General features: G+C 71.5%; 13 protein-coding genes. 1 reads left to right on the forward strand and 12 read right to left on the reverse strand.

Annotation, left to right across the window (positions count from 1 at the left end; genetic code table 11):
* The 3 genes from DI573_RS10425 to groES all read right to left on the reverse strand — a co-directional run.
* A partial coding sequence (locus DI573_RS10425; protein WP_292813725.1) for an ABC transporter substrate-binding protein occupies nt 1-873 on the reverse strand: 873 nt, incomplete at its 3' end.
* Between the two features lie 242 nt (nt 874-1,115).
* On the reverse strand, nt 1,116-2,102 hold the full coding sequence (rarD, locus tag DI573_RS10430) for an EamA family transporter RarD (RefSeq protein ID WP_292813727.1): 987 nt from the start codon (nt 2,100-2,102) through the stop codon (nt 1,116-1,118).
* A gap of 220 nt (nt 2,103-2,322) precedes the next feature.
* Nucleotides 2,323-2,631 (reverse strand): co-chaperone GroES, encoded by a 309-nt coding sequence (gene groES, locus DI573_RS10435; RefSeq protein ID WP_292813730.1) that lies wholly within the window; start codon nt 2,629-2,631, stop codon nt 2,323-2,325.
* A 158-nt stretch (nt 2,632-2,789) separates the two neighbouring features.
* Here groES and DI573_RS10440 point away from each other — a divergent pair, with 158 nt between their 5' ends.
* Complete coding sequence (locus DI573_RS10440) at nt 2,790-3,977, forward strand: SAM-dependent methyltransferase (RefSeq protein ID WP_292813733.1); 1,188 nt, start codon at nt 2,790-2,792, stop codon at nt 3,975-3,977.
* 10 nt (nt 3,978-3,987) lie between these two features.
* Here DI573_RS10440 and DI573_RS10445 read toward each other — a convergent pair whose 3' ends face one another.
* The 9 genes from DI573_RS10445 to DI573_RS10485 all read right to left on the reverse strand — a co-directional run bounded on the left by DI573_RS10445 (nt 3,988) and on the right by DI573_RS10485 (nt 12,238).
* Nucleotides 3,988-4,467 (reverse strand): hypothetical protein, encoded by a 480-nt coding sequence (locus DI573_RS10445; RefSeq protein ID WP_292813736.1) that lies wholly within the window; start codon nt 4,465-4,467, stop codon nt 3,988-3,990.
* Nucleotides 4,464-5,555: a tRNA (adenosine(37)-N6)-threonylcarbamoyltransferase complex transferase subunit TsaD gene (tsaD, locus tag DI573_RS10450; RefSeq protein ID WP_292813737.1), complete on the reverse strand. Its 1,092-nt coding sequence runs from the start codon at nt 5,553-5,555 to the stop codon at nt 4,464-4,466. Before tsaD ends, DI573_RS10445 begins: the two co-directional genes overlap by 4 nt.
* Nucleotides 5,552-6,100 (reverse strand): ribosomal protein S18-alanine N-acetyltransferase, encoded by a 549-nt coding sequence (rimI, locus tag DI573_RS10455; protein ID WP_292813740.1) that lies wholly within the window; start codon nt 6,098-6,100, stop codon nt 5,552-5,554. Before rimI ends, tsaD begins: the two co-directional genes overlap by 4 nt.
* A complete protein-coding gene (gene tsaB, locus DI573_RS10460; RefSeq protein ID WP_292813743.1) occupies nt 6,097-6,831 on the reverse strand; it encodes a tRNA (adenosine(37)-N6)-threonylcarbamoyltransferase complex dimerization subunit type 1 TsaB in 735 nt (244 codons plus the stop codon). Before tsaB ends, rimI begins: the two co-directional genes overlap by 4 nt.
* 505 nt (nt 6,832-7,336) lie before the next feature.
* A complete protein-coding gene (gene tsaE / locus DI573_RS10465) occupies nt 7,337-7,840 on the reverse strand; it encodes a tRNA (adenosine(37)-N6)-threonylcarbamoyltransferase complex ATPase subunit type 1 TsaE (protein ID WP_292813746.1) in 504 nt (167 codons plus the stop codon).
* Entirely contained in the window at nt 7,837-8,964 is a 1,128-nt protein-coding gene (gene alr, locus DI573_RS10470) for an alanine racemase (RefSeq protein ID WP_292813748.1), read from the reverse strand. Before alr ends, tsaE begins: the two co-directional genes overlap by 4 nt.
* On the reverse strand, nt 8,961-9,389 hold the full coding sequence (locus DI573_RS10475) for a holo-ACP synthase (RefSeq protein WP_292813751.1): 429 nt from the start codon (nt 9,387-9,389) through the stop codon (nt 8,961-8,963). The genes alr and DI573_RS10475 overlap by 4 nt, the downstream gene beginning before the upstream one ends.
* A 6-nt stretch (nt 9,390-9,395) precedes the next feature.
* The gene (gene glmS / locus DI573_RS10480; protein WP_292813753.1) at nt 9,396-11,252 is read right to left on the reverse strand and encodes a glutamine--fructose-6-phosphate transaminase (isomerizing); all 1,857 of its coding nucleotides are present in this window, start codon (nt 11,250-11,252) and stop codon (nt 9,396-9,398) included.
* 88 nt (nt 11,253-11,340) lie between these two features.
* A protein-coding gene (locus DI573_RS10485) for an IS5 family transposase (RefSeq protein ID WP_292813755.1) occupies nt 11,341-12,238 on the reverse strand; the annotation gives its coding sequence in 2 pieces (ribosomal slippage) (nt 11,341-11,886 and nt 11,888-12,238; 897 coding nt in all).
* Nucleotides 12,239-12,287: the final 49 nt, after the last annotated feature.

Below are 12,287 nucleotides of genomic sequence, written 5' to 3' on the forward strand. Positions count from 1 at the left end.
GGCGCCCGTGAGTGATCCGGCGGGGAACTCGTCGCCGAAGTTCGACAGGTTGCCGTCGACGAAGTACAGCTTGTCGGCGGGGATCTGGCCGAACAGGCTCGGCAGGATCGTCGTGACCTCCTCGAACGTGATCAGGGCGATCGCGTCGGGGTCGGCCGCGAGGACCTCGCTGATCTGCGCGTCGAACGACGTGTCACCCGTGTTGTACGTGGGCGCCGCGACGACCTCGCCACCGGCGGCCTCGAAAGCCTCGGTGACGTAGCCCGCGAGTCCGGTGCCGTACGAGTCGTTGAGCACGATCATGCCGAGCGTCTGGTTGCCGTCCTCGGCGATCAGGTTGCCGAGAACCTCGCCCTGCAGCACGTCGGAGGGAGCGGTGCGGAAGTACAGACCGTTGTCGTCGTACGTCGTGAACGCGTCGGACGTGTTCGCCGGGGAGAACAGGATCGTGCCGGCGCCGACGACCTGGTCGATGAACTGCAGAGAGACACCGGACGACGCGGCACCGATGATGGCCGAGACGTCCATGCCCAGAAGGCGCGGGATCTCGGTCTCGTAAGCCTTGTTGTCGGTGTCGCCCGAGTCGCCGTACTCGACCTCGATGGTCAGGCCGGTGTCGGCGGTGGCCTCGTTGATCTGCGATGCGGCGTATGCCACACCGGCCTCCTCGGGCGGGCCGAGGAAGGCGAGGTTTCCGGTCTGGGGCAGCGCGGTGCCGATCGTGAGGGTCATCTCCTCGCCGGCCTCGGCGGCGGGCTCGGACGACTCGGTGTCGCCGCCGCTGCCGGCACAGCCTGCGAGGAAGAGCGCGCTGACGCCGACCGCGGCGATACCGCCGAGGACCTTGCCGCGCGAGCGGGTGAAGCCGTTCATGTTGCTCCTTGCTGTGAATGAACGTGAGGCACGGCTCGGGAAGCCTGCCCAGTGGATTCACCCTAAGCGCGGGACCCGCCCACCAATGTTGCGGTGCGTTAACGATGTGTCACAGTAAAGTCACGACCCGATAACGGGCCGGTTTTGCCGCCCGAACGGGACAGTTTCCCCCACCGACGGGATGCTGCAGCCACTGTTCCCCCATCGACCCGGTACCACCTGGCGAAGAACCCGGTTCCGCGTCAGGTGATCGCGCCCAGGTCGGAGGCGCCTCGCGCCCGCCGCGCGAAGAGCAGCGAGTCGACCGTCAGCACCGTGAGCGAGACCCAGACGAGCGCGAACCCGATCCATCTCTCGAGGGGCATCGGCTCGCCGAGGAGGAACGCCCCCGTGACGAACTGCATGATCGGCGCGATGAACTGCAGCAGTCCCATCACGGTCAGGGGCACGCGCCGCGCACCCGCGGCGAAGAACAGCAGCGGGGTGGCCGTGGCGACACCCGCGAGCAGGAGCAGCGCGGCGTGCCCGATGCCGGCGCTGCCGAGGGTGAGGCCCGTCGTGAGCGAGACGACGATCAGCTGCCCGATCGCGACCGGCATGAGCCAGAAGGACTCGAGCGTCAGACCGCCGACCGCATCGACGGCCGGACCGATCTGCTTCTTGATCAGCCCGTAGACACCGAATGTGGCGGCGAGGGTCAACGCGATCCACGGGAACGAGCCGTAACCCACCATGATCACGATGACGGCGAGCGCACTGATGGCGATCGCGATCCACTGCGTCGGGCGCAGGCGTTCGCGCAGCACGAGCACACCGAGGATGACGGTGAAGATCGGGTTGATGAAGTAGCCGAGGCTCGTCTCGATCACGTGGCCCGTGAGCGTCGCGATGAGGAAGACCTGCCAGTTCACGTAGATCACGGCTCCCGCGAGGGCGGTCCACAACAGCAGCCGCGGTTGCCGGATGATGCGCGCGAACGCGCCCCACGAGCGGGTGACCGACAGCAGCAGCACGCAGAAGACGAGCGAGAGCAGGATGCGCCAGGCCACGATCTCCCACGGACCGGTCGGGGCCAGCAGCAGGAAGTAGAGAGGGAGGAATCCCCACAGCAGGTAGGCGGTGAAGGCATATATGCCGCCGACGGCGCGCTCGCGCGCCGGGTCGGGCGTGGCGGAAACCCCCGCGGATGTGACCGACCGCGCAGCATCGGGCGCGGGGGTGGGGCTCACCGGCTCAGCCTACGCCCGGTCACCGACACGACAGCATCCCGAGCCTGCCGAGTGTGCGTGGAATTCTGCCAGAGGCGCGGGCGCGGCCCTTCGACGGGCTCAGGGCGCGAAACGCGGGCGCGGCCCTTCGACGGGCTCAGGGCACGAGACACGAAGCCGCGGAGACATGCAGAAGGGCCCGGATGCCGAAGCACCCGAGCCCTTCCGATCGATCAGTCGCTCAGCGGACGACGACCGCGAGCACGTCGCGGGCCGAGAGCACGAGGAACTCGTCGGCGCCGAACTTGACCTCGGTGCCGCCGTACTTGCTGTAGATCACGCGGTCGCCGACGGCGACGTCGAGCGGAACGCGGTTGCCGTTGTCATCGATGCGACCCGGGCCCACCGCGATGACCTCGCCCTCCTGGGGCTTCTCCTTCGCGGTGTCGGGGATGACCAGGCCAGAAGCCGTCGTCTGCTCCGCGTCGACCTGGCGGATGACGATGCGGTCCTCGAGCGGCTTGATGGAAACCTGAGTGGAAACCGTCACGGTCTACCTCTTTCTTGATCCAAGACTTGTTAGCAACCTCGTGGTGAGAGTGCTAATCACAGTGTAGGCATCCGCTGGCACTCACGCAACGCGAGTGCCAATCCGGGTGGCGGATGCCGTCATCCGGCCGTGTCGGAGGGTGCGCCTAGGCTGGTCCGGTGCTGATGTCCGAGCTCACCGCGCTGCTGACCCCCGAGGGTCTGCGGCTGCTCGACGCGACCCCGGCGCTGGAGTCGACAGACGACGTCGCCCGCGAGGTCACGCGGCTGCGCGCGGCGGGGCACTCCCCCGACCTGGTGTCGGCCGTCGTCGGGCAGGCGCGGCTGCGGGCACGCGCGCGGGCCAAGTTCGGCGACCTGGCCGAGCGCATGCTGTTCACGCGCGCGGGCCTCGAGCAGTCCACGCGGTTGCAGGTCGCGACGCTGCACGCGCGTCGCTTCCGCGATGCGGGCCTCTCGGTCGTCGCAGACCTGGGCTGCGGCATCGGCGGCGACGCCCTCGGGCTCGCGGGCCTCGGACTCGACGTGCGCGCCGTCGAGTCCGACGATGTCACAGCGGCCCTCGCGGCCTACAACCTCGCGCCGTTCCAGGGCGCGGCATCCGTCGTCTGCGGGCGCGCCGAAGATGCCGACCTCGCCGGCGTCGACGCGGTCTGGCTCGACCCCGCCCGTCGCACCGCGGGGCACAGCGAGACCCGGGCCGTTGGGGCGTCGGAGTACACGCCGAGCCTCGCATGGGCTTTCGGCCTCGCGGCACGGATGCCCGCGGGCATCAAGCTCGGTCCGGCGTTCGATCGCGGCGAGATCCCCGACGACGTCGAGGCGCAGTGGATCACCGCCGATGGATCGACGATCGAACTCGTGCTGTGGTCCGGGGCCCTTGCCCGGTCGGGCGTGCGGCGCTCGGCGCTCGTGCTCATCGGCGGCGGGGCGCACGAGCTGACCGCGCCCGGCGACGCCGACGACGAGCCCGTGCGCGCGCTCGGTGCCTTCGTGCACGAGCCGGCGGGATCGGTCATCCGCGCTCGGCTGATCGGCGAGGTCGCGCGGGCGCTCGAGGCGGGTCCGCTCGCGCTCGGCGTGGCCTACCTGACGGGCGACGCGGCGCTGACGAGTCCGTTCGTGTCGTCGTTCCGCGTGCGCGAGGTGCTGCCCGCCGACGTCAAGAAGCTCGCCCGCGCCCTACGCGAGCGCGACATCGGCACCCTCGAGATCAAGAAGCGCGGGGTGGATGTCGATCCCGCCGTCCTGCGCACGCGTTTGCGACTCGCGGGACCCGAGTCCGCGACGTTGCTGCTCACGCGGGTGGGCGCCACGCGACTGGCGATCCTCGCCGATCGCGTCTGACGCCCGTGCCTCAGGTGAACAGCGTCGCCTGAGACGCCGCCCACGCGATCCAGATCATGCTGTAGATCAGCGACAGGATGCCGAGCGCGAGCGCCCACCCCGCGATCTGCCGACTCTCACCCGCGCGCCGGAGAGCCATTCCCGCGGCCACGACCGCGACGATACCGAGCGGAAAGCCCCAGCCCACGAACAGAGATGCGGTAAGGCCGACGATCGCCACAGCGAGCGCCCACCCCGCGATGCCGCGGGTGCGCGGCGGTGCCGGCACGGCCTCCGTATCGGGATTCTGCGGGAACGGCACCGGACCCGTCTCGGGCACGAGGGCGGGCGGGGGTACCGCGGCGGGAGCCGCGAGCCCCGTCTCGGGCGCGCGTGGCGTCACGCCGTCGGTTTGGCGCGGCGCCGCGCCCTCAGTCGCGCGCGACGTCATGCCCTCGGGCGCGCGCGGCGTCACGCCCTCGGGCGCGCGCGGCGGCGAAGGGTCGGTCATGCCCGGGCCCCGGCATCCACCGTCTCGGCCGCCGCGACCTGGATCTCAGTCACCGGCAGGGTCGAGTCCGCGCCGAACGCGAGGGTCGACGCGGGGCGCCCCGACATGATCAGCTCGGACGCCAGCGCCGCGATCATCGCGCCGTTGTCGGTGCACAGCGGCAGCGGGGGGATGCGCACCGTGACGCCGGCGGCCTCGGCCCGCTCGAGAGCGACCTCGCGCAGGCGGCGGTTGGCGATCACTCCCCCGCCGAGCAGCAGGCGCGGCACGCCGTGCTGCGCACACGCGTCGAGGGCCTTGGTCACGAGCACGTCGATCACCGCCTCGCGGAAGGATGCCGCGACGTCGGCGATCGGCACCTCGACACCCGCGGCCTCGGCCTGCTCGACCCACCGGGCGACGGCGGTCTTCAGACCCGAGAACGAGAAGTCGTAGCGATGCGCCGCCATGTCGCTGGCCCGAGACAGCCCCCGGGGAAAGCGGATCGCGCTCGGGTCGCCGGATGCTGCCGCACGGTCGATCTCGGGACCCCCGGGGTAGGGCAGTCCGAGCAGGCGCGCGACCTTGTCGAAGGCCTCGCCCGCGGCGTCGTCGACGGTCTCGCCGAGCAGTTCGACGTCGCTCGTCAGGTCGCGCACGAGCAGCAGGGAGGTGTGTCCGCCGCTGACGAGCAGGGCGACCGTCGGGTACTCGAGCGGCTCGGCAGCATCGTCGAGGATGTCTGCCGCGATGTGTCCGACGAGGTGGTTGACGGCGTACAGAGGCTTGCCGACGGCGACGGCGAGCGCCTTCGCGGCGCCGACTCCCACCATGAGCGCGCCGGCAAGGCCGGGTCCGGATGTCACGGCGACAGCATCCACGTCGGCGAGGGCGACGCCGGATTCGGCGAGCGCCGCCTCGATCGCCGGCTGCAGCGCCTCGAGGTGTGCGCGGGCGGCGACCTCGGGCACGACGCCGCCGTAACGGGCGTGCTCGTCCATGCTGCTGGCGATCGTGTTCGAGAGCACCGTGCGTCCGCGGACGATGCCGATGCCGGTCTCGTCGCAGCTGGTCTCGATGCCGAGCACGAGGGGCGCGGTGCGGTTCACGTGCAGGCTCCTGCCTCGGTGGTGATCGGCGCGCCCTGCGCCGGGTGGAGGGCGCCGGTTGTCGTCGCGGGCTCCCGGGCCGGACGCTGGGCCGCCCAGCCCCGCAGATCGAGGCGCATCACGACGGCGTCGACCCCGTCGGGCTGGTAGTACCGGGGCCTGCGACCGATCTCGGCGAACCCCTCCGACGTGTACAGCTGCTGCGCGACCGGATTGTCGGCGCGCACCTCGAGGAACACCTCGCGCGCCCCCAGCCCCGCCGTTTCGGCGAGCAGCGCCCGCAGCAGGGCCCGCCCGCGTCCTCGACCCCGGGCGGACTCGGCGAGAGCGATCGTCTGGATGTCGGCATCCGAGGCCCCGCGGGACGCCCGCACGCCCCCGTACCCGATCAGCCGGCCCGCTTCTTCGAGCACGAGGTAACGGCCGTGGGGCGAGGCGAGCTCTTCGCGCATCATCGCGTCGGACCACGCGTCGGTCGGGAACGATGCGCGCTCCAGGGCCATGATCGCGCCGAGGTCGGCGCCCGTCGCCGCGCGCACGCTCACGTGCCGACCCGCTTGCGCGGCCCGCCGACGGTGACGTCGGGTGAGCGCAGATAGAGGGGCTCGGATGCTGTGGCGACAGCATCCGACGCGATCTGTCGCGCGGCGACCCGGCCGAGGGCGGCCGCCGAGATCTCGGTGACGTCGATGCGGGTGGGGCTGGCGGAGGCGGCGTCGGCGGCGGTGGCGTCGGTGGCGTCAGTGGCGTCGGCGTCGGCGTCGGCGTCGGCGTCGGTGGCGTCGTCCACCGTGGCGGCCCCAGCCCCGGCGAGCCGTGCGTCGAGCTCGTCACGGGGGGCGAGGGCGGGCTCGGCCGTGCGGATGGGCAGGCCGCGCTCGTCGATACCGGCGTAGATCGTGTACGCGAACTCGCGGCGCCGCGCGTCGGTCGTGATCGCGATGGGGCCTCGAATGCCGGGCCGGTCGAAGTGGGTGAGGGCCGCGGCGTCGTGACTGGCGACCGGGACGATCGGGATCCGACGACCGAGGGCGAAGGCTCGCGCGGCCGCGATGCCGATGCGCAGGCCGGTGAAGGGTCCGGGGCCCATGCCGGCGGCGACGTGCGTGATGTCGGCCGGGGTCGCGGCGGCGGCGTCGAGCGCGCGCTCGAGCAGATCGCCGATGATCTCGGCATGGCCGAGGGCGTTCGGGGTGGATGCCTCGCCCCGCACCTCCCCGTCGAGGGTGACGACCGCGACGGCGGTGCCGAGCGAGGTGTCGATGGCGAGGATCACGCCCTCCAGGGTAGTCGCGGCGCCGCGGGGGCGTTGGGGGGCGGTGCGGGGGCGTTGGGGGGCGGTGCGGGGGCGTTGGGGGGCGGTGCGGGGGCGTTGGGGGGCGGTGCGGGGGCGTTGGGGCGTCAGAACCACCGTGGGGCGCGCTGCAGCACGCCCCACGGTGATTTCAACGCCCCAACGGCCGGAGAACATCGAGACCCAGCATCCAACGCCAGCCCACGCCCCGCAGAGCCGACGGTGGGGCGTCAGAATCACCTCGCGGCCGACGGAATGCCGCGTTGGGGCGTCAGAACCACCGTGGGGCGCGCTGCAGCACGCCCCACGGTGATTTCAACGCCCCAACGGCCGGAACCGACGCGCCCCAACGGCCGGAACCCACGCGCCCCAACGGCCGGGAACGACGCGCCCCAGCGGCCGGAACCCCCCGACGCCCCGGCGGGCAGGATCAACGCCCCAACGCCCGCAGAAGCAGGGCCGGGCCGAACACGCGCGGGATGCTGCGCTACGGCCGCCGCGCGATCGTCACGACCCGCGGCGCGTCGGCGTCGAGTTCGATGGTCGCGCGCGAGAGGTCGCCGCACATCGTGTCGGCACCCCGGCCGCCGACGGGACGCTCGATCTCGATCTCCCACCACACCTCGCGCAGCCCCTCGGCCATGCCGCGCCCCCACTCCACGACGACGACCGAGCCGTCGGCATCGATGTCGAGGTCGTCGAGCTCGAGCGCCGAGCCGAGGCGATACGCATCCGCGTGCACGAGCGGCGCCCCGCCGATGAGCGAGGGATGCGTGCGCGCGATCACGAACGTCGGACTCTGGATGGGCCCGCGCACGCCGAGACCCGCGGCGATGCCCCGTGTGAGCGTCGTCTTTCCCGCCCCCAGCGGACCCGTCAGCACGAGCAGGTCGCCCGCCGCGAGTCCCGCACCGAGCCGGCGGCCGAGGTTCTCCATCGCCTGGGCATCGACCACGTCGTGCGTGCCGAGCAGGTCGTCCGCGACGCTCACGACGACACCTGCCGCCGCCCGACCCGCGCCCCGATGCGCGTGACGATCTCGTAATTGATGGTGCCGGCGGCATCCGCCCAGTCGTCGGCGGCGGGCACCCCGAGCGTCGGATCGCCGAACAGCACGACCTCGTCGCCGACCGCGACGGGGGTGTCGCCGACGTCGACGACGAACTGGTCCATCGCGATGCGGCCGGCCACGACGAAGCGGTGCCCCGCGATCGACACGGGCCCCCGCCCCGACGCCTGCCGCGGCACGCCGTCGGCGTACCCGAGGGGCACGAGGGCGAGCGTCGTCGCCGCGGAGGTGCGGTAGTCGTACCCGTACGACACGCCCTGGCCGGCCGGCACCCGGCGCACCGCGGCGACCGACGCGCGCAGCGTCATCGCGGGCCGCAGCCCCAGCGAGGCCGACGAGCGACCGGCGAACGGCGAGAGCCCGTACAGGCCGATGCCGATGCGCACGCAGTTCATGCGCGCCGCAGGCAGAGCGATCGCCGCGTTCGTGGCCGCGATGTGCCGCAGCGGCGGGGTGAGTCCCGCGGCCGCGGCGGCGACCACTCCCCGCTCGAACGCCTCGACGGCGGCGAGATCCTCGGCCTCGGAGGCGTTCGAGAGATGACTGAACAGCCCCACGACCCGCACCCGCCCGATGCGCTCGAGCCGGGCGGCCTCGGCGCACACCATGGCCCAGTCGGCCGGCGCGATGCCGTTGCGCGCGAGACCGGTCTCGAGCTTGAGGTGCACGCCCACGGGGCGGTCGGCGGATGCTGCCGCACCGGCTTGCAGCAGCTGGTCGATGTTGGAGATGCCGAGCTCGATACCCAGCGAGGCGGCCTCGGCGAACGACGCGCCGGGGGCGTGCAGCCACGCGAGGATGGGAGCGTAGATGCCCGCGCGGCGCAGCGCGAGCGCCTCGGCGATGTCGGCGACACCCAGGCGGGTCGCGCCGCCCTCGAGGGCAGCGATCGCCGCGCGCGCGGCGCCGTGGCCGTACCCGTCGGCCTTGACGACGGCGATGATCTCGTCGACGCCGGTGAGGCGTCGCAGGTGCCGGGTGTTGGCGGTGATCGACCCGACGTCGATCGTCGCCTCGCGCATGACTCCGGCGGGCAGCCGGCTCACGAGCGCTCCTCCCAGTCCGCTCCCGCGAACCGCACCTGGAAGCGGCGATCGGCGGGCTCCGCGCCGAGCACCGGCGCGGCCTCGGCGACGACGTAGGCCGTGGCGAATCCCGCGTCGTGGCTCATCGAGAGATGGATCGTGGTGATGCCGCGTGCCGCCACGACCTCGGCGGTCGAGCCCGCGAGCGTGAACCAGGGGCGACCGGACTCCTCGGGGGTGACTTCGATCTCGGTCCAGTGCACGCCGTCGGATCCGCCCAGTGCCTTGATGAGCGCCTCTTTGGCGGCGTACCGCGCGGCCAGGGACCGCGGGCGCAGCGCCCGCTCGGCGGGCGAGAAGAGCCGCTCGAGCAGGCGTGGGGTGCGCTCGATCGTGCGCTCGAAGCGCGGGATGTCGACGAGGTCGACGCCGATGCCGACGATCATCGGACGCTACTCGACCGTGACGGACTTGGCCAGGTTGCGGGGCTGGTCGACATCGAGTCCCTTGGCCTCGGCGAGCGCCATCGCGAAGATGTGCAGCGGCACGACCGCGAGCAGCGGTTCGAAGAGCGGCTCGGCGAGCGGAATGCGCAGCACCTCGTCGGCGAAGGGCAGCACCGCGACATCCCCCTCCTCGGCGATCGCGATGACGCGGGCGCCGCGGGCGCGGATCTCCTGGATGCTGGAGACGACCTTCTTGTGCATGTCGGCCGACGCGCGGGGTGAGGGCACGATGACGAACACGGGCTGGCCCGGCTCGATGAGGGCGATGGGTCCGTGCTTGAGCTCGCCCGCCGCGAAGCCCTCGGCGTGGATGTAGGCGAGCTCCTTGAGCTTGAGCGCGCCCTCGAGGGCGATCGGATACCCGACGTGGCGGCCGAGGAAGAGCACGGAGCGGGTGTCGGCCATCCAGTGCGCGAGCTGCTCGATGCGCTCCTTCTCGGTCTCGAGGATGCGGCTGATCTTGCCCGGGATCGCCTCGAGCTCGAGCACCAGGAGCGAGGCCTCGGTGCCGCTGTGCGCCCAGCCGCGCACGCGGGCGATGTGCAGACCCAGCAGGTACAGCGCGGTGATCTGCGCGACGAAGGCCTTGGTCGAGGCGACCGCGACCTCGGGACCGGCGTGGGTGTAGACGATCGCGTCGGATTCGCGGGGAATCGTCGCGCCCTGCGTGTTGCAGATCGACAGCGTCTTGGCTCCGCGTTCGCGGGCGTACTTGACCGCCATGAGCGTGTCCATCGTCTCACCGGACTGACTGATCGAGACGACGAGCGTGCCGGGGTCGAGCACGGGATCGCGATAGCGGAATTCGTGCGCGAGCTCGACGTCGACGGGGATGCGCGTCCACTGCTCGAGCGCGTACTTGCCGACAAGCCCCGCGTAGGCGGCCGTGCCGCATGCGATGACGACGATGCGCGAGACGCCGGCGAAGAGCTCGTCGAGCCCGTCCAGCTCGGGAATGACGACCTGGCCGTCGCGGACGCGACCGCGAATGGTGTTGGCGACCGCCTCGGGCTCCTCCGACACCTCTTTCGCCATGAACGAGGACCATCCGCCCTTGTCGGCGGCGGCAGCATCCCACGTCACCTCGAAGGGCTCGACCTCGACGGCGCCGCCGAAGAAGTCGGTCACCGTCACACCGTCGGGGGTGATCGCGACGATCTGATCCTGACCGATCGCGAGCGCGCGACGGGTGTGCTCGACGAAGGCCGCGACATCGGAGCCGAGGAAGTTCTCGCCCTCGCCGAGCCCGATCACCAGCGGCGAGTTGCGGCGGGCGCCCACGACGAGCCCGGGGTGGTCGCGGTGCATCGCGAGAAGCGTGAACGCTCCCTCGAGACGACCGGCGATGGTGCGGAACGCCGCGACGAGGTCGCCGCCGTGAGCACGGTACTCGTGCCCGAGCAGCACCGCCGCGACCTCGGTGTCGGTCTCGCTGCGGAAGGTGTAGCCCGCCGCCACCATCTCGGCCTTCAGCTCGCCGAAGTTCTCGATGATCCCGTTGTGGATCACGGCCAGCTTGTCGTCGTCGGCCAGGTGCGGGTGCGCGTTGCCGTCGGTCGGGCCGCCGTGGGTGGCCCAGCGGGTGTGTCCGATGCCGGTCGTGCCGTCGGCGAGCGGGGTGCTCTCGAGGTCGCCGCGCAGCACGCTGAGCTTGCCCGCGCGCTTGCGCATGCCGAGGTCGCCTTCGGCATCGATCACGGCGATGCCCGCGGAGTCGTATCCCCGATACTCGAGGCGTGCCAAGCCCGACAGAAGGATGCCCTGGCTGGGCCGCGGGCCCACGTATCCGACGATTCCACACATGCGATCGAGTGTAAGCGGCGGATGCTGTGGCCACCGTGTGCGGCGCATCCGGGCGCGGCGGGGCCACAGCATCCCGCGTCGTCGCCTGCTAGGGCGTGTCTCCTAACCGTTTGAGCCAGAGGGTGATGGCTCTGAGGACTGCTCCGCCGCGGTAGGTGAGGGCGAGTTTGTCGTATCTGGTGGCGAGTCCGCGCCATTGCTTGTCTTCGTTGAAGCCGCGTTCGACGACGTTGCGGCCCTTGTAGTCCTCGAGGTCGTAGCTGACAGGTCGGCCGCCGCGAGAGCCACGGCGCTGACGGTGTCCTTGCTGATCGGATGGCTCGGGGATCACAGCGACGATGCCGCGGTCGCGGAGATGCTGCCGGATCGCTCGGGATGAGTACGCCTTGTCGCCGCGGACGCGGTCCGGTCTGGAGCGGGGCCTGCCCGGTCCGCGCCGGCCGACTCTGAGGTGATCCATGAGCACCGGGAACATCGGCGCATCACCGGCCTGGCCGGGACCGACGAGCACGACCAGCGGCAGCCCCCGGCCGTCGACGAGGTGATGGATCTTCGTGCTCAATCCGCCGCGTGACCGGCCAATCGCGTGATCAGGCGGCTCCTCGCGCAGATTCTTGTAACTCGATAGAGCCCCCTGTGTCGCGCGGGAGATTCGTCGCGTGCTGATGAGCACGGTTGATGGTGGAGTCCACGCTGACGGCCCAGTCGATCTCGCCCGCGGCGTCCGCGTCAGCGAGGATCTCCGCGTAGATCCGATCCCAGGTGCCGTCGCCGCTGAACCGGCGATGACGCTTCCACGCCGTCTGCCACGGCCCGAACTCCGCCGGCAGATCACGCCACGGCGAACCCGTCCGATACCGCCACACGATCCCCTCCACCACCCGACGGTGCTCCTGGAACGGCCGACCGCCCTTGACCGAAGCAATCGGCATCAACGGCTCGATCCGAGCCCAAGCAGCATCCGAGAGAGTACGAGTACGCGACACACTCCTACCCTGCCCTCGACCCCCCAAGGAGCTTAGGAGACACGCCCTA

Origin of the sequence: Microbacterium sp. (genome assembly GCF_003248605.1) — a bacterium.
In the GTDB taxonomy this organism is placed as follows: domain Bacteria; phylum Actinomycetota; class Actinomycetes; order Actinomycetales; family Microbacteriaceae; genus Microbacterium.